Raw genomic sequence first — 23,522 nt, 5'->3', positions numbered from 1 at the left:
GCTCTGCCGAGTGGCATTCACCCTGATGAAGAATCAGGGCGAATACCGATCAGTTTGAGATTCTAGGGTTGCTGAGCAACATAGAATCTCCCACAGGTTTTTGTACTTTGGAGAAGATCATGTTTCACACTTCAAGCATGACCCGAATTTCGCTGGCGCTGGTTCTGGGCCTCACCGCCGGCAGCGCCCTCGCCGCCATCACCCCGCAACAAGCCGAACAACTGAAAACCACCCTCACGCCTATGGGCGCCGAGCGCGCCGGCAACGCCGCCGGCACCATTCCGGCCTGGACCGGCGGCATCACCCAGGCGCCCGCCGGCTACAAACCGGGCCAACATCACCCGGATCCATATGCGGCGGACAAGCCGTTGTTCACCATTACCAAGGCCAATCTCGACCAGTACAAGGCCCACCTCAGCCCCGGTCAGATTGCGCTGTTCAACAGCTACCCGGACACGTTCCAGATGCCGGTCTACCCGTCGCGTCGTTCCGGTTCGGCGCCGCAGTGGCTGTATGACAACACCCTGAAGAACGCGACCTCGGCCAAGTTGCTGGAGGGCGGCAGCGGATTCGCCGATGCCTACGGCGGCGTACCGTTCCCGGTGCCCAAGGACGGCATCGAAGTGCTGTGGAACCACATCACCCGTTATCGCGGAATCTACGTGGTACGTCGCGCGTCCGAAGCCCCGGTGCAGCGCAACGGCAGCTTTGCGCTGGTGACTTCGCAGCAGGAAGCGCTGTTCAATTTCTATCGTCCGGGCGGGCAGTATGCTGACCTGAAAAACATCCTGTTCTACTACCTCGCCTTCGTGAAAAGTCCGGCGCGACTGGCCGGTGGCGCGGCGCTGGTGCACGAGATGCTCGATCAGCTCAAGGACCCGCGCCAGGCCTGGGTCTACGACGCCGGCCAACGCCGTGTGCGCCGCGCGCCGAACCTGGCATATGACACGCCTATTGCCTCATCCGATGGCCTGCGCACGGCAGACGATACCGACCTGTTCAACGGCGCGCCGGACCGCTACGACTGGAAGCTCAAGGGCAAGCAGGAAATCTACATCCCTTACAACAATTACAAGGTCGGCAGCCCCGACGTGAAGTACGCGCAACTGCTGACCCCGGGCCACCTCAACCCGCAATTCACCCGCTACGAACTGCACCGCGTGTGGGTGGTCGAAGGCAACCTGAAACCGGGCGCGCGGCATGTCTATTCCAAGCGCGTGCTGTTTCTCGACGAGGACAGCTGGGGCGCGGCGCTGGTCGATCAATACGATGGGCGAGGGGAGTTGTGGCGGGTGTCGATGGCCTACCTGAAAAACTTCTACGACCTGCCGACCACCTGGAGCGCACTGGACGTGTTCCACGACCTGCAGGCCCGCCGTTACTACGTGCAGAACCTTGACAACGAAGAAGCCTCCACCGTGGACTTCTCGCAACCGGTGCCGGAAGACGCGTATTTCATGCCCTCGGCGTTGCGCCAACGCGGGACTCGCTAGAGTCAGGCAACACGCGCACCGGCCTGCTGATCCAACGCAACCCCTGTAGGAGCGAGCCTGCTCGCGAATCGATCTTTCGTTCAGCGCAGAGGTGAAGGTCAGACGCAGAAATGGCTGACCATCTGCTGCAGTAAGAATGGCCGTTCGGAAGATTGCCCGGTGTGAGCCGGAACGGATGTGCTAGCCTGCAATCAATGATTTCATTGATTGCAGGAGGCGTCATGGCCAGCATCACCATTCGAAACCTTGACGAGAAGCTCAAGGAACAGTTGCGTATCACCGCTGCACACAACGGACACTCCATGGAGGAAGAGGCGCGCCTGATTCTCGGTCGAGCCTTGGCAACGGTGGATCGTGCCGGCGGACTTGGAAGCCGGATACGCAACAGATTCAGTGCTCTCGGCGGAGCAGAACTTGATCTGCCAGAGCGCTCAGAGAAAGCCACCGGGGTGGATTTTTCTGAATGATAGTGCTCGATACCAACGTGCTTTCAGAGTTTATGCGTATCGAACCTGAAGCCAGGGTGCTGGCCTGGGTTGATGCGCAGCCCGCCATGGATCTGGCCATCAGTGCGATAACGGTGGCTGAGATACTCCACGGCATCGCCCGACTTCCCTCAGGCAAACGCAAACAGAATCTTCAAGCTCATGCGATGGCTATGTTCGAGGAAGACTTCGCTGGACGCATTTTGCCGTTCGATGCGCATGCCGCTGTCGAGTACGCGTCACTCGTCGCAGATTGCGAAGCAAAGGGGCGGGCGGTGTCGATGGCTGATGCGCAGATAGCCGCAATCTGCCGTGCTCATGGTGCGGCAATCGCCACGCGGAACGTGAAGGACTTTCAGTTCTCGGGAGTGGAAGTGATGGATCCGTGGGAGGTGTGAGCGTTGGGGCAGTGAGTATGGGCTGACTGGACTGACGCAATCGCGGGCTTGCCCGCGATTGGATTTACCCTTTGGCGCTGACTGAAGATCAGACGCGGAAGTGGCTGACCATCTGCTGCAGTTGACCGCCCAGGCGCGCCAGTTCCACGCTGGACGCTGCAGTCTCGTCGCTGGCCGCGGCGGTCTGTTCCGACACGTCGCGCACGTTGATGATGCTGCGGCTGATTTCTTCGGCCACGGCGCTTTGCTGCTCGGCCGCGGCGGCGATCTGCTGGTTCATCGACTGGATATTCGACACCGTGCGGGTGATGTTCTCCAGGGAGTCGCCAGCCTTGCGGGTCAGGGCCACGCTGCTGTCGGTCAGGGCGCGGCTGTTGTTCATCACGGCGGCCACTTGCTGGGTGCCGTTCTGCAGACCGGCGACCAGACCTTCGATTTCTTCGGTGGATTTCTGCGTGCGCTGGGCCAGACCACGGACTTCGTCGGCGACCACGGCAAACCCACGACCGGCTTCACCGGCACGCGCCGCTTCGATCGCGGCGTTGAGCGCGAGCAGGTTGGTCTGTTCGGCCACGGCTTTGATCACGTCCATGACGCTGCCGATCTTGTCACTTTCCTGTTGCAGCACGCTCATGGCTTCGGTGGAACGCACCACTTCGCTGGCCAGACGCTCGATCTGCGCGATGGCTTCGTTGACCACCTTGTCGCCTTCACGGGCTTCGCCGTCAGCGGCGGCTGCGGCTTGCGAGGCTTCTTCGGCGTTGCGCGCGACTTCCTGCACGGTGGCGGTCATCTCGTGCATGGCGGTGGCCACCTGGTCGGTCTCGACCTTCTGGCTGTTGACACCGGCGCTGGTCTGCTCGGTCACGGCCGAGAGTTCTTCGGCGGCGCTGGCGATCTGGGTGACGCCGTCGCGGATGCCGCTGATCAGGTCGCGCAGGGTCACGCCCATGCGCGCGATGCCTTGTTGCAGCACACCGAGTTCGTCGCGGCGGGTGACGGTGACGTTCTGGGTCAGGTCGCCGCTGGCGATGCGCTCGACCACGGCCAGGGTTTCCTGCAGCGGACGGGTGATCTGACGGGTGATGATCACCGCGGCAATCACACCGACCAACAGCGCCAGCAGGGTGCTGATCAGCTGGAAGGTACGGGCCTGGGCGCTTTCGATGTCGCGACGGTCGAGCTGAATCTGGTACAGCTGCTCGCTGGTGTTGACGATCGCGGTGCCCTGATCGGTCATCTCTTTACGCGCCTGCACCGCTTCGCTGTTGGCGTTCTTGTAGGCCTGCAACGCGCTGCGGTAGTTGGTCAGGGCGGTTTCCAGCTGACGCAGAGCGTCTTGCTGGGTCGCGGCGAAATGCACGTTCAGTTGCTTGAGGCTGGCAATTGCCACGTCCAGTTGGCCGACGGCTTTCTGCTCGGTTTCGGCGTTGGTGGTGGCGGTGTAGCCGCGCACTTCGTAGCGCGCGAGGATGAACGCTTCCTTGGCCTGGGTGATGGCCTGGAACTGCTCGAAGCGCTGCTCGCTCATGTCCATTTGCTGCACGCGCTTGCTGATCGTTTCGATCAGGTTGTAAGCGGTGTCGGCGTTGGTGCCCATCACGTCGCGGGCGCTGTTGCCGGTGCGGTAGGCGTTGCGCATCTTGTTCAGCGAGGTCTGGTATTCGGCGATAGTCGCGGCCTGCTCTTTCAGCAGTTTGACGTTTTCCGGGCTCTTGAACTTGTTGATCAGCGCCTGTTGTTGCGCGGCGAAGCTTTCGAGGGTGGTTTGTACATTCTGCGCGGCGGTTTCGTCGCCGTTGGTCAGCATGTATTGCAGGCGCACCACGCGCAGCTTGGTCAGACCGGCATTGAGCTGGGTGATGTCGCTCATCCAGTTGCTGCGGTCAATCAGGCCGCCGAGGCTGGTCCAGCCCGTCAGGGCCAGCACGCAGGTCAGGGCCAGGACCAGGCCGAAGCCCAGGCCCAATTTCATGTTCACGCTGATGTTGCCGAACCAGCTATTCATCACAATTCCTCCAGGAACGTAGAGCTACTTGATCGTCGGTCAGGCTGGAAGATTGTTGTTTTTTTGAGCCAGCAAGGGTGTTAGCAGGTCTGTATCGGCCGCAAACACGAGAGCTGAAAGGTTTTTGTCCGACGGAATTTGTAACAAGGGCGCTTCAAGACTTTTTTCACATGCGTTTCACTCGCTACTTACGCCCGCTTCCTTACCCTCGCCGCATCGAATTGACTGTGATGGATGCCGACGAGGCGGCCCAATGTGGAATTGAGACTGAGTCTGTTCGGCGTCAAACGCTCGATTTCTCTGAGCGGACTGGCCCGCTATCGCAATACCTGGGTCGTGCTCGGCGGCTTGTTATTGGTGATTCCGCTGACCCTGTGGCTGCTCGCCCCGGCGGCGGTGCCGGACCTGGCCCATGGCAATGTGTCCGGCGACCGGGCACTGGCGGCCGGATGGGCCAAGGGCGACATGATTGTGCTGGTGCGTCACGTCGAGCGCTGCGATCACTCGCCGGCGCCGTGCCTGAGTGGCGACGACGGCATCACCGACCGCTCGCGCAGTGTTGCGGTCGGTGTCGGTGCGCAGTTTGAACATCTGGGCCTGAATAACGCCGACATCTACAACAGCCCGATGCTGCGCACCGTGCAGACCGCCGGTTACATGTTCAACCGCGCGGCCAGCGGCGAAGATTGGCTGATCAGCTGCAAGGGCCACATCCTGCAGGAAGCGCTGGCACACAAGCTCCCGGGGCGCAATCTGATCCTGGTGACCCACAGCGAATGCATGGCGGAGTTGGAGAAGGACTTGAATTCACCGGTTTCTGACCCTGGCTACGGCTCCTCACTGTTTGTGTCTGCCGCAAACAAAGCGGACCCGCGGGTGCTTGGCTTCATCGAAGCCTCCGACTGGCACTCGGTGAGCACCCGATGAACTGACGTTTGCCAAGCTTCAGCGCAAACAAAACCCGCCAGTGACGGCGGGTTTTTTATTGTCTGGTGCGAAGGACGTCAGTAGCCGACGAAGTAATACGCCTGACGCCCGACCATCATGGTCTTGAGCACTTTGAGTGGTGCGGCGGGTTCGTTGTCTGCCGAGATCACCGCGACGTTCGAGGGGGAAGCACTGAGGAAGTCGTGCAGTTGCGCGTCAGTATCCAGCCCCTTGAGCACGCTTTGGGTGTAGAACACGCTGGCGCCGCCGACCCGTTCATTGGCCTGGAACAGTGCGACCTGCTGACCGTTGGCCTGCAAGCTCTGAATGTGTTCGGTCAAAGGCAGGAACGACAACTCCTTGTCGGCGTTGGGCAGTGCCCACTGCGCGGCGCCGAGGTAGCTGGCGATCACCACCGTGAGCAATCCTGCGGCAATCGCCTGACGATGGCGGGCGACTTTTCCGATGAAGCGGTCTGCGTTTTCACGCGCCTGCAAGCGCTCGAACAACACGCGTGCGTACTCAGCGGCGATCACCGCAGCGGCCGGGGTCATCGACATCAGGTAGACCGTGCGCTTGCTTGAGGCCAGGGTCAGCATGATGAACTGCGCGACGATCCACAGGCTGAAAAACAACAGGTAACGGTTGGCCTTCAGCTCCTTGCGGAAATGCCACAGCCCCAGGTACACCAGAATGTTCCACGGCAGGAACGCTTCCGGCAGTTTGGCCAGATAGTAATAGAACGGCTCGTAATGCCCGGCCTCGACGAACGAGCCGCTGAAGCGACCGACGCTGTTGGTCAGCAGCACTTCAGCGACAGCGTGCGAACCACCGCGCTGATAGAGCACGGCGAGCCAGATCAGCAACGGAATCAGACCGACTGCCGTGAGCAGGCCGGGACGCAGCCAGGCGCCGAGCTTCAGGCGTTTGTCGATCAGGTTGTCGGCCAGCAGATAGGCGAAGATCACCACCCCCGGCATCGCCAGTCCCAGCACGCCCTTGCTCAACGTGGCGATGGCGATGCCGACGATAAACAGCAGCGAGTTAGCCGCGTTCGGTGCGCGTTGCGCCTGAAAGAACGCCAGCAGCGCCGTGGTCACGCCGAGCGCCAGCAGCGCATCCTCGCCGACCCCGCGCACGTTGCTCCAGTAACTGGCCATGGTCGCCAACAGAATTCCCGCCGTCCAGGCCACAGCTTTCGGGCGACCGAAGCGGCGCAACATGCCGTACAGCAGCATCACACTGAGCAACCCGGCCACCGCCGACGCCAGCCGCACCGCCCACGGCGAAACCCCGAACACGCGCATGGCGCCGGCGTCCAGCCACAGGCTCAGCGGCGGTTTTTCCAGAAACGCTTCGCCGAACAGCCGTGGCGTCACCCAGTCATCGTCCAGATGCATCTCCATGGCGATCCCGGCGACCCGGGCCTCGGTAGAGCCTTGCAACTGGTGGTTACCCAAAGCGAAAAAAAACAGCAGGGCGGCGAGTAGAAACAGTGAAGTGGCGGCACGCGGCATGGATTTCAGGCAACCGGAAAGGGCAGGAGCCTTGAGCATACTTCGCCAATGCTTAACAAATTGTGAAACTCACGCCAGTTGACGCGACCAACGCTTCTCCGGCGTTTCAAACAGCGGATTGACCAGCGCCGTCAGCACATGGTCCTGCCAGCGCCCGGCGATATTCAGGTACGCCTTGGCGTAGCCTTCGCGCTCGAAACCCAGACGCTCCAGCAACCGCGCACTGCGCTCGTTGCCGGGCATGTAATTGGCCATGATCCGGTGCAGGTTCTGCGTGTCGAACATGTAGCCGATGCCAGCCTCCAGGCCTTCCTGCATCAAACCCTGACCCTGATGCACGTGGTCAATGTGATAACCCAGATAACACGCCTGAAACGCGCCGCGAATGATCCCGCTGAAATTGCACGCGCCGATCATCTGTTGGCCATCCAGCGTCAGCAGGGCGAAATGCATCGCCAGCCCGGCCTCGAAAGCACTGGCCTGAACTTCAAGGCGTCGACGAATCTGTTCGGTAGAAAAGTATTCGGTGGTGCGAATCGGCGACCAGGGGGCGAGATGGCGCTGGTTGCGTGCATAAAAGTCACTTTCCAGCTCGGCCTGTTCCGGGGCGAGGATGGCGAGCGTCAGGCGTTGGCAGGGCAGGCTCAGCAGTGACATCGGGCGCTCCGGTGGGCAGGGTTGAGGGACAGGATTGCCTAGGAGATGGAAAAAAACAAACCGCGCTGGCGCTCTGTAAATTTCTTTGGTTGAGTGCACAGGGTTATCGACTGCGGCATTTCCGGGATTGGAGGAACAAGCAATGGACTTTGCATTGACGGTGAACGGGTTGGCGCTGCGTGTTCGGGCGCCGGACCCAGCGCTGGTCGCTCCGGTGCGGGAGGCGCTGAACGCCAGTTACCGCGAGCATGCGCCTTTTCTCGAGTGGGCGGTTGAACACACCAGTGAGGAGCGGACGCTGTCGTCCATGCTGCGAGCAAGGGATGATTTCGCCAGCGAGACCGGTGAGCGGCGCCTATTCATCGTGACTGAAGACGGACAAGCCGTCGTTGGCTGCATCGGTCTTGTGCCTCGTCGGCGCAAGCGTTATGTCGTCGGTTATTGGGCCAACAGCGCGTTTGCCGGCAAGGGCTACATGCGCGAAGTGCTCCAGCAACTGGTCAGGCGCCTGCCTGAGTGCACCTTTTACCTGACCACATCGTCGGCCAACAGCCGCAGTCAGCGTCTGGCTGAAGCGGCGGGGTTTGCGCTGATCAGGGTTCACCCACAGGCGCGGCAATCGCAGCAGCACGGCGTGCAGGACACTTGGGTGTATCGCTTCGGCAGCAAACGCCAGGCAAAAAAAAGCCCGCGGGAGAGCGCGGGCGAACCGTAGTTTCTTGAATGAGCGAGCGGACTGTACCGTGTTGATCGAGCCTGAGCAGTGAAGAAAAATTCATCTCGGCGGCGACCGCTCTGCAACACCTCAGGGCAGATGATCCGCGGCGAAATCGGCTTCCGGGTCGGCCGTAACGAGCCAGGTCATTTCAGAATTCCGTGACCTTGTCCTCGCGCAAAATCCACCCGGCTTCACCCGCCACCAACTTGTACTGAACCTGACGCATCTTCCCAGTACGCCCGGCGCCAGCGTCGGCACTGTCATACACCGGGAAACGTTGCACCAGGGTGCTTTCCACCACCGCAAACGAGTCCTCGCCCTGATAGCCCGACGCGGTCTTCGGGTTGTCGCTGACCGGAGGCAAGTAGATTGCGCTCAGGGATTTCTTGTTGTTGGCTGAATAGGCGATCAGTTCGCCCGGCATGCCGCGCCCGGGCGAGCGGGTAAAAACGTAGAGTTCGGGGGAGCCGTCGTTATTGATGTCGGCGACTTCGGCGCGTACCACATCACCCGTTAGCGCCTGGCTGATGACCGTGTTGTCGATCTCCAGCCCCTTGGGAGCGATGTGCAGCGTCGGTTTGCCATCGACCTGCTCGGTGCTGACGTGAAAATCGATGCCGTGCAATTCCAGCGTCTGATCGAATGGCTGCTGCCGGCTGATGGCATCGCCATCGACCAGCCTCAGCGACAACTGATAGTTGGCCACTTCATTACGCCGGGCGGCGTTGCGCATGAGGTAGACCTGAACCGTGTACTCGCCATCGCCGGGCAGTGAACCGAGAAAGTGATTGCCCATGATCGAGCCGTTGAACAGCGCGTAATCCGCACCCTTGGCGAGGATGTTGAAGTAAGCGGAGGTGTTGGACGGTTTGAAGTCGACGGTCAGTATCTGGCCGGCCTTGGCGTTGAATGTGTACTGCGCGGTCTGGTCCCCCTTGATCGACTGTTTGCGCTGGATGCTGTCGGCACTGGTTGTGAACGCGATCGGCTCGACGCGCACGGTGGGGGCGTCGGCCGCATGGACGGACAAGGAAATCAGCGCGGCCAGCGCTACGACAATCCAGCTCTTCATCTTCAACTCCATTGCATCTCGATGTTCGCAGCATAGAGCCTGCGTCGAGTGCCCGCCCAGAGATTGCGCGGATTAAATGTTGCTGGATTTGAGCACAAGCCAGAGATGATGTTCGCTGACACGAATCAGCTGTTCACATAATTCTCACCTGAGTTTTGCGATGATGGGCGCCGGTATTCCATCGGCCCCAGCGAGTGATCCCAGCATGAATGTGAGCGTTCTCCACGCATTGATTGCGGCGGCGCTGTTTGGCGCCAGTACACCCCTCGCCAAACTGCTGGGGGTACAGATTTCGCCGATTCTGCTCGCCGGGTTGCTCTATCTCGGTAGCGGTCTGGGCTTGACCGCCCTGCGTTTTGTCCGCGATCGTGGCTGGAAGCCTTCCGGGCTCGGCACCGGTGAATGGCCATGGCTGCTCGGCGCCATCGGCTTCGGCGGAGTGCTGGCGCCGGTGGCGCTGATGTTCGGTCTGACCCGAACGTCCGGCGCGAGCGCGTCACTGATGCTCAACCTCGAATCCGTGCTCACGGCGCTGCTGGCGTGGGTGGTGTTCAAGGAAAATGCCGACCGACGAATCGTGATCGGCATGCTCGCCATCGTCGCCGGTGGCGTCGTGCTGTCCTGGCCGCAAGAGACCGTTTCGGCGCAAGACTGGAGCGGCCCGTTGGCCGTCGCTTTCGCCTGCTTCTGCTGGGCCATCGACAACAACCTGACGCGCAAGGTGTCTGCCTCGGATGCACTGTTCATCGCCGGCAGCAAAGGCCTCGTGGCCGGTTTGGTCAACTGCACACTGGCCCTGTTCATCGGCACCCAACTACCCGTCGCCACCTCGCTGGTGCCGATCATGCTGGTCGGCTTTCTCGGCTACGGCGTCAGCCTGGTAATGTTCGTCCTCGCCCTGCGCGGCCTCGGCAGCGCACGCACCGGTGCCTACTTTTCCACCGCGCCGTTTCTCGGCGCAGGCATCTCGATTCTGTTGCTCGGCGAGTCGATATCGCTGATGTTTCTGCTCGCAGCGGCGTTAATGGCCGTGGGGGTATGGATTCATCTGATGGAAAACCATGTTCATGAGCATCAGCACGAACCGCTTGAGCATGATCATCGGCATACACACGATGAGCATCATCAACATACGCATGGGTTTGAGTGGGATGGGGCGGAGCCGCATAGCCATCCGCATGTGCATACGCCGATGCGGCACAGTCATGCGCATTTTCCGGATGTGCATCATCGGCATGGGCATTGATTGAAACTCTGAAGTCTGTTGATTGATGTCATTGTGATATCGTCGCTGTCGATTTCTTCAGTCTTTCATTCGAGTCATTCCATGAAACCAATTTTCCTGTTGTTGCCCATTGCGGCCCTTTTTTCTGCTTTCAGCGTTGCCGCTGCACCTTCGCCGGTGGCGTCGTTTGCCGCTTGTGATGATCACTCCCTGGCAGTCGTGCAATCACCTTTGTTCAAGGATCTGGTGCCGAGCACGGTCGAAAATGGCCAGATCAAATTGTCCGGCGGCACCAAGAGCGATATGGGGCAGCGCTGGATGTTCACCAAGCCGGTCGAAATTGACGGCATGTCGTTGACCGGCTTCTACGCCGAAGATACAGACCTGATGGGCACTCGCATCATCAGTTGGGGGTTCTACGCCAAACAGACGCCGAATGAACTCCACACCCAGTTGGAAAAAGCGGGCGGGCCGCGTATGGACATGTCGCAGGGACTCTACGCACGCGCGGAAATCTGGTCCCACGGCAAATCCAACTGGCAGCCGGAAGACCCATCCGCAACGGCGGGCAAGCTGGTTGTCGACAGTGCCGAGCGCGTGTTCCTGATCGAGCCTGCTCCGCAAGAGCTGACGACTGGCAGCAAGGGGATGTTTACCTGCTCGATTCAAGGCAAGGTCAATGAGGCAATGCTCAAATCCAGCCGCCCGGATCTGATCAGCGCGGTTCATTGATTTTGATGAATGCGGGTACGAAAAAGGACGACATCGTGTCGTCCTTTTTTGTGAGTAGGCAGAGCATTGCCGGGGTTATCGAGTTCGATCGCTTGCAGGCTGTGGGCTTGTGTGGCCGGTTTGGCTGATGTCCAGATGCGACAAAGCCCGCACAAGGCGGGCTTTGTCGTCGAGAGTTGGTGGAGCCGGGGGGATTTGAACCCCCGTCCGCCAGTGCTCCGCTGTCGGTACTACATGCGTAGCCGTGTCTATTAAGTTAACCCTCAGCGACCCGACGGGCAGGGTGCTTTGGGCGAGTTGTGTAAGTTTTAGCCGCTTCGTCCACAACGTACTGCACGGCGATTCTGTTCTATATGACAATCATTTCGGGTTTACAGACATCCCCTGATGATTGCTGGGCCCGAAGGCACCAGGAGTGCATGTCAGCTGCAATTAAGCAGCGAGAGCAGCACCGTATTGGTCGTCATTGGCAACTATAAGAAGTTGCAACAGTGGATTTACGACTTCTGTTACCAAGTCGGCATGCACCTAAAGTTTCGTCACCGGCGTCGAATCCTAATCGGCCCCGAACTCATTGCCTCGTACATCAGGTGAGGCAACAAGCCTGCGCAGTGTACGCCAAACGGCCGGCGAGGCCAACCCGAAGGTTGGCCTCGTGGCATATCAATTGCGAGTTGGATTGCGGATTTGCATTTTGGTTATCAATGAAGAGGTGACCTCAACGCAATCCTTGTCATTGCCGGCCGCCTGCGCGTCTTCAGCTTTTTTCTGCGCTTCCTTGACGTTGTTCATGGACGTCTCGGGAATTGACGGCTGACTGGTAACGAAGTCTTTGATGGTTTGAAGATTCCCGGCACAAAGGTCTTTGTCTGCCGCAAACACCGGCGACGTCAGCAGGGCACCAGCGATGAACAATCCAGCAATTGCAGAATGCTTCATGGGTATCTCCTTGAACGGTTGGTCTCGGTGCTGCCGGACGGTCTGGCGGCGATGCCGAGGTCGTAACAGGCCGTGTTTGGTAGTGGGCCTGTTCAATCGACCGCGGCCGCACGCAGGAATTCGGTTTTTTTTACATCGTGGCCCGTCAACCCGAACCGCGCTGCATCACGCCACCTGAAGACTGGTCGTCCCGAGGTTTATTTCTTGGTATCACCCGTCGAGTTCTGGATTACCAGAAGGGTTTGCTGGGTTTCCGCCAGGCAGTCGTCGATCCTGCCCTGAGCCTTGAGGGCCCTGGCTTTGCTGACGCTTGCCGAGACGCGCGAATTCAGATCCGGCGACGTCTGATATTGCGTCTTGGCGCTTTCGATCTTTTGCAGATTCGCCTCGCACAAGTCGGCAGGTTTGCCATCGGCGAACGAAGTAGAAGCCATCATCGAGGCAGTAACGAACAGACCAAACAGTACAGAATGCTTCATGAGTATCTCCTTGCTCTGAGGAATCCAGACTCTCGCTGACCGTCAGAGCAGGCCAGCGAAAGGATGAAAAGCCCCGCGTGTTCGGGGCTTGTTCTGTGGACTACCGCCTCGCTCAAGGGTTCTAACTTTCTTTTAGCAGGCCTTCGCTCGAGTGACCCGATCCACCAGATAGACCAGTCCGTGATAGTCGATGCCGCCGTGCTGCGTCAGGCCGATCTCACAGGTGCGGCTGGTGGAAATCCCCTCGTTGCAATGTTGCACCGCGTCCTTGAGTGTGCGCAGCGAGTGGCTGTTCAGCTCCGGCGTGGTGAAACCCTTGTCACCGGCAAACCCGCAACAATGGATGCCTTCCGGGATCACCACGGTTTTGCTGCATTTGCGCGCCAGTTCGATCAGTGCCTGGCTTTCGCCCAGATGCTGGGTACTGCAGGTCACGTGAACCGCAATCGGTGCTTCTTGCGGGGTGAACTCCAGTCGATCGAGAAGATGCGTACGGATGAAGCGCACCGGGTCATACAGATCCAGGCGAACATTTCCGACGTCCTGCACCAGGCGCAAGGTGCACGGGCTGGTGTCGCAATAGATCGGATCGAGTCCACCGCGACTGGCGTGCAGCAGCGCGCTGATCAACTCCTGACGCTTGTGCTCGGCCTGTTCGGCGTAGCCTTTGGAAGCAAACGGCTGACCGCAGCAGAGGTTGTCCTGATTGTCCGGGAATACCACTTGGTAACCGGCCTTTTCCAGCAGGCCACGGGTCTTGTCGTACAGCGACATCTGCTCCTTGTCGCCCGCTGCCGGGCCCATCACCCGTGACACACAGGCGGCCAGATACACAACGCGTGGGCGTTCGTCGGACACGCTCGGGCTGAAGCGAATGGCTTTTTCCGGTTGCGGCATCGCGCTGGTCCACAGCGGCACCTGGCCTTTGGACAAACGCGTCAGGGTTGCCGACAGCTTCGCCAGACGCGGTGCGCCAAGCAGCATCCGTGCGCCGTTGGCCACGTGTAGGGTGAAGCGTGCGCCTTGCAGGGTCTTGGCGAAATTTCCTTCGATCCAGTCAGCGGTTTTCTGATGCGTGGCGTTACGGGCGCGGAGCTTTTTCACCAGTTCGCCGGTATTGATGCCTACGGGGCAACGCTGCGCGCACAAGCCTGTCGCGGCGCAGGTTTCAATTCCTTGGTACTCGTAGGCTTGTTCCAGCTCGGTGGTGTCAACGCCGGCGCGTTTCTTCGCTTGAATGTCACGCCAGATCACGATGCGCTGGCGCGGGCTGAGGGTCAGTCCTTTCGACGGGCAGACCGGCTCGCAGAAGCCGCACTCGATGCATTTATCGACAATCTCGTCAGCCGCCGGCAGCGGCTTCAGGTGCTTGAGGTGGATCTGCGGATCTTCGCTGAGCACCACGTCGGGGTTGAGGATGCCGTTGGGGTCGAGCAGACGTTTGAGCTGCCACATCAACTGATAGGCATCGCTGCCCCATTCCAGCTCAACGAACGGTGCCATGTTGCGCCCGGTGCCGTGTTCGGCCTTGAGCGAACCGCCGAACTCCACCGCCACCAGTTGCGCCACGTCGTCCATGAACGCCTGATAGCGTGCGACTTCTTCCGGACTGTTGAAGCCTTGGGTGAAGACGAAGTGCAGATTGCCTTCCAGAGCGTGTCCGAAAAGGATCGCTTCATCGTAGGCATGTTTGTCGAACAGCTCGATCAGGCGATTGACGCCGATGGCCAGTTGTTCGACCGGGAAGGTCACGTCTTCGATGATCACCGTGGTGCCGGTTTTGCGCACGGCGCCGACGGCGGGAAAGGTGTCCTTGCGTATGGCCCAGAGTTTGGCGTTCTCGGCCGGATCTTCGGTGAAATCGACCTGTTTCTCCACAGGGAAACGGGTCAGCGAAGCCATGATCTGCGCCAGTTGTTCTTGCAGCAAAGTGGAAGAGGCGGCGCGGGATTCGATCAGCAGCGCGCAGGCATTATTCGACAGCTGCTGTACGAAATCCGGCATGCCCGGTTTGTCCTGCACCGAACGCAGACTGCGCCGATCGAGCAATTCCACTGCCGACACCGGTTGGCTTTTCAGCACGGTGACCGCGTTGCAGCAGGTTTCCACATCCGGGAACACGATCAGCGCCGACGCCTTGTTCGGGTGATCGACCACCGTGTCGTAGGTCACCGCGCTGATGAAACCGAGCGTGCCTTCGGAGCCGACCAGCAGGTGGCTCAAGATATCCACAGGCTCGTCGAAATCCACCAGGGCGTTGAGTGACAGACCGGTGGTATTTTTCAGACGATATTTGTGGCGGATTCGCGCAGCCAGTTCTGCATTGGCGCGGGTCTCGCGGCCCAATGTCGCCAAGCGCTCCAGCAGATCCCCGTGGCTTATGCGGAAAGCGGCGACACTGGCGGCGTCTTCGGTGTCGAGACGGGTGCCGTCGGCGAGTACCAGGCGAATTCCGGCCAGTGTGTGATAGGTGTTTTGCGCGGTGCCGCAGCACATGCCGCTGGCGTTGTTGGCGACGATGCCGCCGATCTTGCAGGCGTTGATCGACGCCGGGTCCGGGCCGATCTTGCGCCCGAACGGTGCCAGCCATGCGTTGGCCTGCGCGCCGATGACGCCCGGCTGCAGGCGGATTTGCAGGCCTTGGTCGCGAATCTCGCGAGCGTTCCAGTTATCCCCCAGCACAATCAGCACCGAATCGCTGATCGCCTGCCCGGAAAGGCTGGTGCCGGCGGCGCGGAAGGTCACCGGGACTTGATCGCGCTGGGCCAGTTTTAACAGCGCCACCACTTCATCTTCGGACTCGACGCGGATCACCAGTTTGGGAATCAGCCGATAAAAACTGGCGTCGGTGCCGAAGGCCAAGGTCGACAGCGGATCGTCAAAACGGCGCTCCGCTGGAATCAGTTGCTGCGCATCACGCAGGAAATTCACCGGAAGCGTCATTGGTCCTCCAGGATCAGTACCACCAGGTCTTTCGGGCCATGTGCGCCGTAGGCCAGCACTTGTTCGATGTCGGCGGTTTTCGACGGGCCGGACACCAGCAGTGCGTTGGTCGGCATGCCTTGGGCCCACTCGAACTCCTGTTGCACCTGATAGAAGTTGTCGCGGATTTCGCTGGCCTTAAGCAGGGCGAAATGCACCGGCGGCACCAGGCTCATCAACCGCGGTTCTTCACGGGTTGGCCAGAGGATCAGGCTGCCAGTGGCGGCGATGGCACCGAGAGTGCCGGTAAGGCTGGCCGGGGTGTCGTTGAACAGCTCGGCTTTCCACTCCTCCATCGGCCGGTCGTAGGACTTCAGTGCCGGCAGATCAGGATTGTTCGCCCAGTGTTGTGAGATGCGCTGCCCGTGAGGCGTAGTCGGTGCGATCAGCAGGCTTGGCAGTTGACGGTCACGCAGTAATTGCGCGAGCAGCGTCGGCCAGTCTGCGCCGGTAGTCAGATGGATTTCGGTGTGCACCGCTTCCATCAGTTTGCGCAGTTGCGGGATACGTTGCTCGGCGCTGTAGGTGTAAGGCTGGGTCACCAGATCGACGTCGAAGTCGTCGGCAATCGGTGTGGTGCCGGTCAGACTTTTCCGTAGCTTGGCGAGGATGTTTTGCTTGGCGCTCATCAGCGATCTCCCTGTTTGGCCAGATGCTCGCGGGCCATGTCGTGCAGTGAGCGGGCGGCGGGTTTTGGTGCGCTGTGGTTTTGCGTCCACGGGCCGACGCTGCTTGGCGTGAGCGCACGCAGTCGGGTGGCGAAGAAGCCGAACAAGCGATACAGCGTCGGCGAGCTGTTGAGTTTCGCCCAGGCGTTCCAGATGAAGCGTTCCTTGCGCGAATACTTGCTGCCCTGGCCGCGCATCACTTGATGCGGACTGTCCGGGGCTTTGACGTTTTCTTCGCGCAATCGGCGCAGAATTGCCGGGATCGGAATTTTCACCGGGCACACTTCACCGCAGGCACCGCACAATGATGAAGCGCTCGGGTGATCCGGGACTTTCGCCAGACCGACCATGTGCGGGGTGATGATTTTGCCGATCGGTCCCGGGTACACCTCGCCATAGGTGTGACCACCGACGCGGGTGTAGACCGGGCAATGGTTCATGCAGGCACCGCAGCGGATGCAATTGAGGGTCTGGCGCAGTTCGCTGTCGGCAAAGGCCTGGCTGCGACCGTTATCGAGCAGCACCAGATGCACTTCTTGCGGGCCGTCGAGTTCATGTTCCTTGCGCGGGCCGGAGATCATGTTGACGTAGGTGGTGATCGGAATGCCCAGCGCCGAGCGGGTCAGCAGCGACAACAGCGGCACCACGTCGCGCAGGTTTTCCACGACCTTTTCGATGCCGGTGACGGCGATGTGCACCGGCGGCACGGTGGTGGTCATGCGTCCGTTGCCTTCGTTTTCCACCAGCAGCAGGGTGCCGGTTTCGGCCACGGCGAAGTTGACGCCGGAAACGCCGATGTCCGCTTCGAAGAATTTCTGCCGCAGGACTCTGCGACCGATCTGAATGAGTTGGTCAACGTCCTTGGTGTACTCCACGCCAAGTTTGTCGTGGAACAAGGACGCGACCTGACCGGCATTCTTGTGGATCGCCGGCATAATGATGTGTGAAGGCTTCTCGTGGTCGAGCTGGACGATGTATTCCCCCATGTCGGACTCCAGGCATTCAACACCTTGAGCCTCGAGGAAATGGTTCATCTCCATCTCTTCGCTGACCATCGATTTGCCCTTGATCACTTGCCGCGCCTCGTGAGCGCGGATGATCGAAAGGACGATGCCATTGGCCTCGTCCACCGTTTCCGCCCAGTGCACTGTCACACCGTTGCGGGTCAGGTTCTGTTCCAGTTGCTCGAGCAGGTCGGGCAACTTGGAGAGCGCACGCGCCCTGATCGAGTTGCCCAGGGCGCGCAAGTGTTCTCTTTCGTGGGCATCGCTGAAAGCCGCTGCCCGCTTGGTCATCAGTGAATCCATCGCAGTGCGGAAGTTGTTCCGTAGCTGCTGATCACCCAAGGCGTTGTGTGCTCGGGTGCGGAAATCTTCTTCTACGGCAACCGTAGGAATAATCGTCGAGGTGCTCATTGCGCACCTCCGGTTCGTTGCCACAGAAAGCTGGCGAGATGTTGCCCGCGCAGCGCTTCCTTTTGTTTCTCCAACGCGCCGTTGATGTTCATCAAACAGCCACAGTCGGCGCTCAACACTTTGTGCGCGCCGGAATCCTTCAACGCCCGGGTCTTGTCCGCCACCATCGCCCCGGAAATGTCTGGCATACGGACGCTGAATGTCCCACCGAAGCCACAGCATTCGCTTTCGTGGTCGTGGTTGACCCGTTCCACGTTGCTCAACTGCGCCAACAACTCGCGGCCGTGCAGGTGGGTGTTCATTTCGCGGCGTGCCGAACACGAGGTGTGCAGCGCGACTTTGACCGGTTCGCCGCTGTCCTTGAACTGCACCTTGCAGACGAACAGCAGGAACTCGGCCAATTCATAGGTACGGGCCGCGAGGGCTTGCACCTGTTTCAACGTTTGCGGCTCGTCCTTAAACAAGTCGGCGTAATGCTCGCGCAACATGCCCGCGCAGGAACCCGACGGCACCACCACCGGATAATCCCCGGCAAACAGCGCCAGTTGCGCGCGCGCCACCGTCCGCGCCTGCTCGGTGTAACCCGAGGTGTAGGCCGGTTGCCCGCAGCAGCTCTGCCCTTGCGGGTACTCGACCTTGATCCCTTCACGCTCGAGCAAGTGGATCGCGTCCATCCCGGCTTCGGGGTAGAACAGGTCGACCACGCAGGTGCCGAACAGATAGACCCGCGACGGTTTCTCGCTGGGGTACTGCCGAGGTTCGGGCAGTGGCGGTGCGACGCGGGTGGCGTTGGGCACAGCGTTGTAAAAAAGCTCGCTCATCAGGCGTGTCTCCGGGTGGGCCCGGTTATCCGTCTGTTGAGACTGCTGAATATAAAGAGCCTTGCTTTCAGCAGCCTTACAGACCGGGGTGTGAATTGCTGACGCCGGAATCACCAGCCGGCGTCGGTTATTTCCGTTTTGTTTATAGGTTTAGTGCACCAGCATGCCGGTGAACCAGTAGGCCTGGGCCAGAGTGATCAGGCCGACAATCGTGGCAAAGAATAGGCTGTGCTTGAGGGTGAAGCGGAACAGATCCGATTCCTTGCCCACCAGCCCGGTGGCAGCGCAGGCCACGGCGATCGATTGCGGCGAGATCATCTTGCCGGTCACACCGCCGCTGGTATTGGCGGCTACCAGCAGGGTGTCATTGACGCCGATCTGGTGCGCGGTGGTCGCCTGCAGCGAACTGAACAGCGCGTTGGACGAGGTATCCGAGCCGGTGAGGAACACGCCCAGCCAGCCGAGGAACGGCGAGAAGAACGGGAAGGCTGCGCCGGTCGCGGCCAAGACCAGGGCCATGGTCGAAGACATGCCCGAGTAGTTGGTGACGAAAGCGAAGGCCAGCACCATGCCGATCGACAGAATAGGCCAGCGCAGTTCGTAAAAGGTTTCTTTCAAAGTGGTCAGACCAGTTTTGAAATTGATCTTCAATACCAGCATCGAGATCAGCGCGGAGAAGAAAATCGCGGTGCCGGTCGCGGAAATCGGGTCGAGTTTGAACACGGCCGGGATGGCGGTTGGGGTGGTGACGATCGGAGCGGTCTTGATCACTAATTGATCAAGGTGCGGGATCGCGAAGTTGAACACCCAGGCGTACATCGAACCGCCGGTGGCGAACATGGCTTTGAAGGGTTTCAGCGTCCAGATGGTCACCAGCACGGTGAGGATCAGGAATGGCGACCAGGCAATGAAAATTTCCCAGAGGCTGTAAGGCGACGCCACGGTGCTGCGCTTCTGACCGAAACCTCCTGCGCTGGCGGTCACCACCGAGGCCGAAACGGCGCCAGCGATGTGTTGGCCGGCGGCGCGTTTTGGCTGCCAGACTTTGAGGAACAGGGTCAGGGAAATCAGACTGGCCAGGGCCGAGGTGATGTCCGGCAGCTCCGGGCCGATGAAGTTCGAAGTGAAGTATTGGGTCACGGCGAAGCTCAGGCCTGCAACCAGCGCTGCCGGCCAGGTTTCACGCACGCCACGCAGGCCGTCCATCATGAACACCAGCCAGAACGGCACGAACAGCGACAGCAGCGGCAGTTGGCGGCCGGTCATGGCGCCGATCTTGAACGCGTCGATGCCGGTCACTTGCCCGGCAACAATGATTGGAATGCCCAGTGCGCCAAACGCTACTGGCGCGGTGTTGGCAATCAGGCACAGGCCAGCGGCGTACAGCGGGTTGAAGCCGAGGCCGACCAGCAGCGCGGCGGTAATCGCTACCGGCGCGCCGAAGCCGGCGGCACCTTCCAGAAACGCACCGAAACAGAAACCGATCAGCAACACCTGCAGACGCTGGTCGTCGGTAATCGACAGCACCGAACTGCGAATGACCTCGAACTGACCACTCTTGACCGTCAGTTTGTAAAGGAACACCGCCGCGACAATGATCCAGGCAATCGGCCACAGACCGTAGGCAAAGCCGTAACCGGCCGCGGCGAAGGCCATGTCGACCGGCATGTGGAAGGCGAGAATCGCCACGGCAATCGACAGGGCGAGCGTGATGCTGCCGGCCACGTGACCCTTGAGGCGGAACACCGCCAGCGCGAGAAAGAAGAAAACGATGGGGATGACGGCCGCAAGAGCGGAGACGCCGAGACTGCCGAGCGGGGTATAGAGCTGTTGCCAGGTTTGCATATGGGGTGGCCCCTAATTGTTGTTGGTCAGGCACTGTCAGCGTTCTTGGTTAATTGGTAATACCAATTTACAATCGCTGTTGGCTAGGGTAAAAGCCTTGATGTCGGTGTGTCAATTTGTCGCCCTGAAACTTTTGTCGAACAAGCGGTGCAGAGGGCATCTGATCCGGTCGGGCGAATGTGCTCTGACAGGTGTCGGCGGGGCGCCGATAGGCCAGAATAGAGAGCCCGGCGCGCGGTCGGGATCGTGGAGAAATGAGTTATGGGGTTTGATCAGATTCGTCAGCGCCGTTTGTCTGACGATATTGTCGAGCGCCTCGAGGGGATGATCCTCGAGGGCACGCTGAAGTCCGGTGAGCGGCTTCCGGCCGAGCGCGCTTTGGCCGAGCAGTTCGGCGTGTCGCGTCCGTCGTTGCGCGAAGCGATTCAGAAACTGGCGGCCAAGGGCTTGCTGGTCAGTCGCCAGGGTGGCGGCAATTATGTGGTGGAAACGCTCGGCTCGACTTTCAGCGATCCCTTGCTATTGCTGCTGGAGAGCAATCCCGAGGCGCAGCGCGACTTGCTGGAGTTTCGGCACACTCTGGAGGCATCGTGCGCCTATTACGCAGCATTGCGCGCTACGGACGTGGATCGTGAGCGTCTGACTGCTGCGTTCAATGAGTTGCAGGATTGCTATACGCGGCATGACGAAGTGAGCCGGGCGGAAGAGGGCGCGGCGGATGCGAAGTTTCATCTGGCGATCGCCGAAGCCAGCCATAACGCGGTGCTGCTGCACACCATTCGCGGTCTGTTCGATCTGCTCAAGCGCAACGTGGTGACCAACATTGGCGGCATGTACAAGCAGCGCACGGAAACCCGCGACATGCTGATCTCTCAGCACCGGGAGCTTTATCTGGCGATTATCGAGGGGCGTGCGGAGCAGGCGCGGGAGGTTTCCAGTCGGCACATTCTGTATGTGCAGGAGGTGCTGGAGGAGGTGCGGCAGGAGGTTCAGCGCATGGCTCGGGCGGAGCGGCGCAAGGGGATGTAGCTTTTAGAAGCAAAAAGATCGCAGCCTTCGGCAGCTCCTATACAGGAATGTGTCTTTCCCTGTAGAAGCTGCCGCAGGCTGCGATCTTTTCAGGCAGAAGAAATTATTCTTCTTTGCCCTTGTTGCGCACGGCGCGCTGCAACTCACGACCGGCGTCGCGTTCGCGCTCGGTGTCACGCTTGTCGTATTCCTTCTTGCCCTTGCCCAGAGCGATCTCGCACTTGACCATGTGCTTGCTCCAGTAGAAGGACAGGCACACGCAGGCGTAGCCTTTCTGTTGCACGGCAGCGGCGAGTTTTTCCAGCTCGCGCTTGTTGAGCAGCAGTTTGCGGGTGCGGGTCGGATCGGCGATGACGTGGGTGCTGGCGGTCATCAACGGCGTGATGTGACTGCCGAGGAGCCAGGCTTCGCCATCCTTGAGCAGCACGTAACTGTCGACCAGTTGCAGCTTGCTTGCCCGCAGACTTTTTACTTCCCAGCCGGCCAGGACCAGACCAGCCTCGAAACGATGTTCGATGAAGTAATCGTGTCGCGCCTTTTTGTTCTGCGCGATGGTCCCTGTTGGGTGTTTCTTCTGTTTAGCCATAGGGGCGGCATTATATGGAGATAAACGGTCCTCGGCTACGGTGATGCTGCGTGCTTGAGCACGTTGAGTGAATCCCGGACAATGCGGCCTCTTTTTCTAACGCTTGGGCGTGATATTCAATGTCGACAGACAAGGTTTCTGTCCACGGCAGTTGGGCTAGCCGCTGGGTTTTCATATTCGCCGCGACCGGTTCGGCCGTGGGACTGGGCAGCATCTGGAAATTCCCCTACATGGTCGGGGTCTACGGCGGCGGCGCCTTCGTGCTGATGTTTCTGGCCTGCATCGCATTGATCGGGATCCCGGTCATGCTGGCTGAAACCCTGATCGGCCGCCGCGCACGACAGAGTCCGGCGAACGCCCTGAAGGTGCTGGCGCTGGAAGCCGGGCACTCGGGCAAGTGGTCGTGGGGCGCATTTGCCGGGATGATCACGGCGTTGCTGATCCTGTCTTTCTATAGTGTGGTTGGCGGCTGGTCGCTGGATTACATCATCGACATGGGGCGCGGCGACTTCCAGGGCGCCACGGCGGAGCAGGTCGGCGCTTATTTCGGCAATGTCATCTCCGATCCCTGGCGCCTGACACTTTGGCACACAGTTTTCATGCTGTTGTCGGCCGTGGTGATCGCCAAAGGCGTGGTTGCCGGGCTTGAGCGCAGTCTGCGGATCATGATGCCGCTGCTGTTCGTGATGGTGCTGGTTTTGCTGGGTTACAGCATGACCACCGGGCATTTCATGGAGGGCGTGCATTTCATGTTCGATTTCCACCCGGAAAAAGTCCTCGACGGCTTGCTGCCCGCCATGGGCCATGCGTTCTTTTCCCTGAGCGTGGGCGTCGGCTCGATCATGATCTACGGCGCTTACATGACCAAGGAAGCCTCGTTGTCCGGCACGGTGGTCGGTGTGGCACTGCTCGACACCTTCGTGTCGCTGGTGGCCGGTCTGGCATTGTTTCCGATTGTATTTGCTGGCGGTTTGAACCCTAGCGAAGGCCCGGGCCTGATGTTCGTCAGTCTGCCATTTGCCTTCGGTAACGTGGTTTTCGGCCAGTTGATGGGCGTGGTGTTCTTTGTCCTGGTGGCGATTGCCGCCTGGAGCTCGGCGATTTCCCTGCTCGAACCGATGGTTGCCTATTTGGTTGAGCGCACGAAAATCAGCCGTGGCTGGGTGACTTTCTGGCTGGCGTTCATCTGCTGGTTCGTCGGTCTGGGTACGGTTTTCTCCTTCAATATCTGGAAGGAAGCCAAATTTTTCGTGAACGATGGCGGGCTGTTTCACCTCTACCAATGGGGGGCGGCAGGCGGTCTGGACTTCTTCGGCGTGATTGATTTCTTCACCTCGCGGATCATGTTGCCGCTCGGAGGCCTGTGCTTCGTGCTGTTTGCCGGTTGGGTGATGGGGCGTGAGGCGGTGCGTGACGAGTTGTCGATTCGTAACCCGGCGCTGTTTGCCCTGTCCCTGTTCTTGATGCGCTACGTGGCGCCCATCGGCATTCTGGTAGTGTTTGCCGCTCAGCTCTGGAAGTAACGC

21 protein-coding genes, 1 other RNA gene and 1 pseudogene are annotated in these 23,522 nt (G+C 60.0%); 9 read left to right on the top strand and 14 right to left on the bottom strand.

Annotated features, from left to right (window positions below; genetic code table 11):
- The first annotated feature begins 119 nt into the window (after nucleotides 1-119).
- The 3 genes from HDC30_RS21250 to HDC30_RS21240 all read left to right on the top strand — a co-directional run bounded on the left by HDC30_RS21250 (nucleotide 120) and on the right by HDC30_RS21240 (nucleotide 2,376).
- Nucleotides 120-1,493, top strand: coding sequence for a DUF1329 domain-containing protein (locus HDC30_RS21250; RefSeq protein ID WP_027614127.1), 1,374 nt, complete (start codon nucleotides 120-122; stop codon nucleotides 1,491-1,493).
- Between the two features lie 221 nt (nucleotides 1,494-1,714).
- Entirely contained in the window at nucleotides 1,715-1,960 is a 246-nt protein-coding gene (locus tag HDC30_RS21245) for a FitA-like ribbon-helix-helix domain-containing protein (RefSeq protein ID WP_027614126.1), read from the top strand.
- Complete coding sequence (locus HDC30_RS21240) at nucleotides 1,957-2,376, top strand: type II toxin-antitoxin system VapC family toxin (RefSeq protein WP_183784746.1); 420 nt, start codon at nucleotides 1,957-1,959, stop codon at nucleotides 2,374-2,376. The genes HDC30_RS21245 and HDC30_RS21240 overlap by 4 nt, the downstream gene beginning before the upstream one ends.
- A gap of 88 nt (nucleotides 2,377-2,464) precedes the next feature.
- On the opposite strand, the gene HDC30_RS29630 is transcribed toward HDC30_RS21240, so the two are convergent.
- Both HDC30_RS29630 and HDC30_RS29625 read right to left on the bottom strand, forming a co-directional pair.
- Nucleotides 2,465-3,169: a methyl-accepting chemotaxis protein gene (locus HDC30_RS29630; protein ID WP_409347920.1), complete on the bottom strand. Its 705-nt coding sequence runs from the start codon at nucleotides 3,167-3,169 to the stop codon at nucleotides 2,465-2,467.
- 201 nt (nucleotides 3,170-3,370) lie between these two features.
- Nucleotides 3,371-4,249, bottom strand: a pseudogene (locus HDC30_RS29625) (methyl-accepting chemotaxis protein); the annotation flags it as partial.
- A gap of 390 nt (nucleotides 4,250-4,639) precedes the next feature.
- Between HDC30_RS29625 and HDC30_RS21230 the strand changes: the two are divergent.
- Complete coding sequence (locus HDC30_RS21230) at nucleotides 4,640-5,311, top strand: histidine phosphatase family protein (protein WP_183784742.1); 672 nt, start codon at nucleotides 4,640-4,642, stop codon at nucleotides 5,309-5,311.
- 77 nt (nucleotides 5,312-5,388) lie between these two features.
- Here HDC30_RS21230 and HDC30_RS21225 read toward each other — a convergent pair whose 3' ends face one another.
- Both HDC30_RS21225 and rimJ read right to left on the bottom strand, forming a co-directional pair.
- Nucleotides 5,389-6,867: a glycosyltransferase family 39 protein gene (locus HDC30_RS21225; protein WP_260319949.1), complete on the bottom strand. Its 1,479-nt coding sequence runs from the start codon at nucleotides 6,865-6,867 to the stop codon at nucleotides 5,389-5,391.
- A gap of 30 nt (nucleotides 6,868-6,897) precedes the next feature.
- Nucleotides 6,898-7,485: a ribosomal protein S5-alanine N-acetyltransferase gene (gene rimJ / locus HDC30_RS21220; RefSeq protein ID WP_183784740.1), complete on the bottom strand. Its 588-nt coding sequence runs from the start codon at nucleotides 7,483-7,485 to the stop codon at nucleotides 6,898-6,900.
- A 142-nt stretch (nucleotides 7,486-7,627) separates the two neighbouring features.
- On the opposite strand from rimJ, the gene HDC30_RS21215 reads away from it, so the two are divergent.
- Entirely contained in the window at nucleotides 7,628-8,200 is a 573-nt protein-coding gene (locus HDC30_RS21215; protein WP_183784738.1) for a GNAT family N-acetyltransferase, read from the top strand.
- 151 nt (nucleotides 8,201-8,351) lie between these two features.
- Here the strand turns inward: HDC30_RS21215 and HDC30_RS21210 are convergent, their stop codons facing one another.
- Nucleotides 8,352-9,275: a hypothetical protein gene (locus HDC30_RS21210; protein WP_183784736.1), complete on the bottom strand. Its 924-nt coding sequence runs from the start codon at nucleotides 9,273-9,275 to the stop codon at nucleotides 8,352-8,354.
- A gap of 205 nt (nucleotides 9,276-9,480) precedes the next feature.
- Here HDC30_RS21210 and HDC30_RS21205 point away from each other — a divergent pair, with 205 nt between their 5' ends.
- Nucleotides 9,481-10,521, top strand: coding sequence for an EamA family transporter (locus HDC30_RS21205; RefSeq protein ID WP_183784735.1), 1,041 nt, complete (start codon nucleotides 9,481-9,483; stop codon nucleotides 10,519-10,521).
- An 18-nt stretch (nucleotides 10,522-10,539) separates the two neighbouring features.
- Complete coding sequence (locus HDC30_RS21200) at nucleotides 10,540-11,232, top strand: hypothetical protein (RefSeq protein ID WP_260319948.1); 693 nt, start codon at nucleotides 10,540-10,542, stop codon at nucleotides 11,230-11,232.
- Nucleotides 11,233-11,409: 177 nt separating this feature from the next.
- Here the strand turns inward: HDC30_RS21200 and ssrA are convergent.
- From ssrA to HDC30_RS21160, 8 genes are all read right to left on the bottom strand, one after another.
- Nucleotides 11,410-11,799, bottom strand: a transfer-messenger RNA (tmRNA) gene (ssrA, locus tag HDC30_RS21195).
- Nucleotides 11,800-11,895: 96 nt separating this feature from the next.
- Nucleotides 11,896-12,171: a hypothetical protein gene (locus tag HDC30_RS21190; RefSeq protein ID WP_027610765.1), complete on the bottom strand. Its 276-nt coding sequence runs from the start codon at nucleotides 12,169-12,171 to the stop codon at nucleotides 11,896-11,898.
- A 197-nt stretch (nucleotides 12,172-12,368) separates the two neighbouring features.
- Complete coding sequence (locus HDC30_RS21185) at nucleotides 12,369-12,650, bottom strand: hypothetical protein (RefSeq protein ID WP_183784733.1); 282 nt, start codon at nucleotides 12,648-12,650, stop codon at nucleotides 12,369-12,371.
- 132 nt (nucleotides 12,651-12,782) lie between these two features.
- A complete protein-coding gene (locus HDC30_RS21180; RefSeq protein WP_183784731.1) occupies nucleotides 12,783-15,593 on the bottom strand; it encodes an FAD-binding and (Fe-S)-binding domain-containing protein in 2,811 nt (936 codons plus the stop codon).
- A complete protein-coding gene (locus HDC30_RS21175) occupies nucleotides 15,590-16,261 on the bottom strand; it encodes a lactate utilization protein C (protein WP_027610768.1) in 672 nt (223 codons plus the stop codon). The genes HDC30_RS21180 and HDC30_RS21175 overlap by 4 nt, the downstream gene beginning before the upstream one ends.
- Nucleotides 16,261-17,715, bottom strand: a complete 1,455-nt coding sequence (locus HDC30_RS21170; RefSeq protein WP_183784729.1) for a LutB/LldF family L-lactate oxidation iron-sulfur protein — start codon at nucleotides 17,713-17,715, stop codon at nucleotides 16,261-16,263. Before HDC30_RS21170 ends, HDC30_RS21175 begins: the two co-directional genes overlap by 1 nt.
- Entirely contained in the window at nucleotides 17,712-18,536 is an 825-nt protein-coding gene (locus HDC30_RS21165; protein ID WP_183784727.1) for a (Fe-S)-binding protein, read from the bottom strand. The genes HDC30_RS21170 and HDC30_RS21165 overlap by 4 nt, the downstream gene beginning before the upstream one ends.
- 150 nt (nucleotides 18,537-18,686) lie before the next feature.
- The gene (locus tag HDC30_RS21160) at nucleotides 18,687-20,381 is read right to left on the bottom strand and encodes a lactate permease LctP family transporter (RefSeq protein WP_183784725.1); all 1,695 of its coding nucleotides are present in this window, start codon (nucleotides 20,379-20,381) and stop codon (nucleotides 18,687-18,689) included.
- A 261-nt stretch (nucleotides 20,382-20,642) separates the two neighbouring features.
- Between HDC30_RS21160 and HDC30_RS21155 the strand changes: the two genes are divergently transcribed.
- On the top strand, nucleotides 20,643-21,410 hold the full coding sequence (locus HDC30_RS21155) for a GntR family transcriptional regulator (RefSeq protein WP_027610772.1): 768 nt from the start codon (nucleotides 20,643-20,645) through the stop codon (nucleotides 21,408-21,410).
- Nucleotides 21,411-21,513: 103 nt separating this feature from the next.
- Here the strand turns inward: HDC30_RS21155 and smpB are convergent, their stop codons facing one another.
- Nucleotides 21,514-21,996: an SsrA-binding protein SmpB gene (gene smpB, locus HDC30_RS21150; protein WP_003221505.1), complete on the bottom strand. Its 483-nt coding sequence runs from the start codon at nucleotides 21,994-21,996 to the stop codon at nucleotides 21,514-21,516.
- Nucleotides 21,997-22,115: 119 nt separating this feature from the next.
- On the opposite strand from smpB, the gene HDC30_RS21145 reads away from it, so the two are divergent.
- Nucleotides 22,116-23,519, top strand: a complete 1,404-nt coding sequence (locus tag HDC30_RS21145) for a sodium-dependent transporter (RefSeq protein ID WP_007961408.1) — start codon at nucleotides 22,116-22,118, stop codon at nucleotides 23,517-23,519.
- The last annotated feature ends 3 nt before the right edge of the window (nucleotides 23,520-23,522 follow it).

This window comes from Pseudomonas sp. JAI115, from assembly GCF_014200835.1.
Lineage (GTDB): Bacteria > Pseudomonadota > Gammaproteobacteria > Pseudomonadales > Pseudomonadaceae > Aquipseudomonas > Aquipseudomonas putida_A.
This window is presented reverse-complemented; position numbering and strand designations above follow the sequence as displayed.

What these genes read in the sequence shown, in the direction of transcription:
- HDC30_RS21250 (WP_027614127.1), top strand. Translation starts at nt 120, where the DNA reads ATGTTTCACACTTCAAGCATGACCCGAATTTCGCTGGCGCTGGTTCTG.
- HDC30_RS21245 (WP_027614126.1), top strand. Translation starts at nt 1,715, where the DNA reads ATGGCCAGCATCACCATTCGAAACCTTGACGAGAAGCTCAAGGAACAG.
- HDC30_RS21240 (WP_183784746.1), top strand. Translation starts at nt 1,957, where the DNA reads ATGATAGTGCTCGATACCAACGTGCTTTCAGAGTTTATGCGTATCGAA.
- HDC30_RS29630 (WP_409347920.1), bottom strand. Translation starts at nt 3,169, where the DNA reads ATGACCGCCACCGTGCAGGAAGTCGCGCGCAACGCCGAAGAAGCCTCG.
- HDC30_RS21225 (WP_260319949.1), bottom strand. Translation starts at nt 6,867, where the DNA reads ATGCTCAAGGCTCCTGCCCTTTCCGGTTGCCTGAAATCCATGCCGCGT.
- rimJ (WP_183784740.1), bottom strand. Translation starts at nt 7,485, where the DNA reads ATGTCACTGCTGAGCCTGCCCTGCCAACGCCTGACGCTCGCCATCCTC.
- HDC30_RS21215 (WP_183784738.1), top strand. Translation starts at nt 7,628, where the DNA reads ATGGACTTTGCATTGACGGTGAACGGGTTGGCGCTGCGTGTTCGGGCG.
- HDC30_RS21210 (WP_183784736.1), bottom strand. Translation starts at nt 9,275, where the DNA reads ATGAAGAGCTGGATTGTCGTAGCGCTGGCCGCGCTGATTTCCTTGTCC.
- HDC30_RS21205 (WP_183784735.1), top strand. Translation starts at nt 9,481, where the DNA reads ATGAATGTGAGCGTTCTCCACGCATTGATTGCGGCGGCGCTGTTTGGC.
- HDC30_RS21190 (WP_027610765.1), bottom strand. Translation starts at nt 12,171, where the DNA reads ATGAAGCATTCTGCAATTGCTGGATTGTTCATCGCTGGTGCCCTGCTG.
- HDC30_RS21185 (WP_183784733.1), bottom strand. Translation starts at nt 12,650, where the DNA reads ATGAAGCATTCTGTACTGTTTGGTCTGTTCGTTACTGCCTCGATGATG.
- HDC30_RS21180 (WP_183784731.1), bottom strand. Translation starts at nt 15,593, where the DNA reads ATGACGCTTCCGGTGAATTTCCTGCGTGATGCGCAGCAACTGATTCCA.
- HDC30_RS21175 (WP_027610768.1), bottom strand. Translation starts at nt 16,261, where the DNA reads ATGAGCGCCAAGCAAAACATCCTCGCCAAGCTACGGAAAAGTCTGACC.
- HDC30_RS21170 (WP_183784729.1), bottom strand. Translation starts at nt 17,715, where the DNA reads ATGAGCACCTCGACGATTATTCCTACGGTTGCCGTAGAAGAAGATTTC.
- HDC30_RS21165 (WP_183784727.1), bottom strand. Translation starts at nt 18,536, where the DNA reads ATGAGCGAGCTTTTTTACAACGCTGTGCCCAACGCCACCCGCGTCGCA.
- HDC30_RS21160 (WP_183784725.1), bottom strand. Translation starts at nt 20,381, where the DNA reads ATGCAAACCTGGCAACAGCTCTATACCCCGCTCGGCAGTCTCGGCGTC.
- HDC30_RS21155 (WP_027610772.1), top strand. Translation starts at nt 20,643, where the DNA reads ATGGGGTTTGATCAGATTCGTCAGCGCCGTTTGTCTGACGATATTGTC.
- smpB (WP_003221505.1), bottom strand. Translation starts at nt 21,996, where the DNA reads ATGGCTAAACAGAAGAAACACCCAACAGGGACCATCGCGCAGAACAAA.
- HDC30_RS21145 (WP_007961408.1), top strand. Translation starts at nt 22,116, where the DNA reads ATGTCGACAGACAAGGTTTCTGTCCACGGCAGTTGGGCTAGCCGCTGG.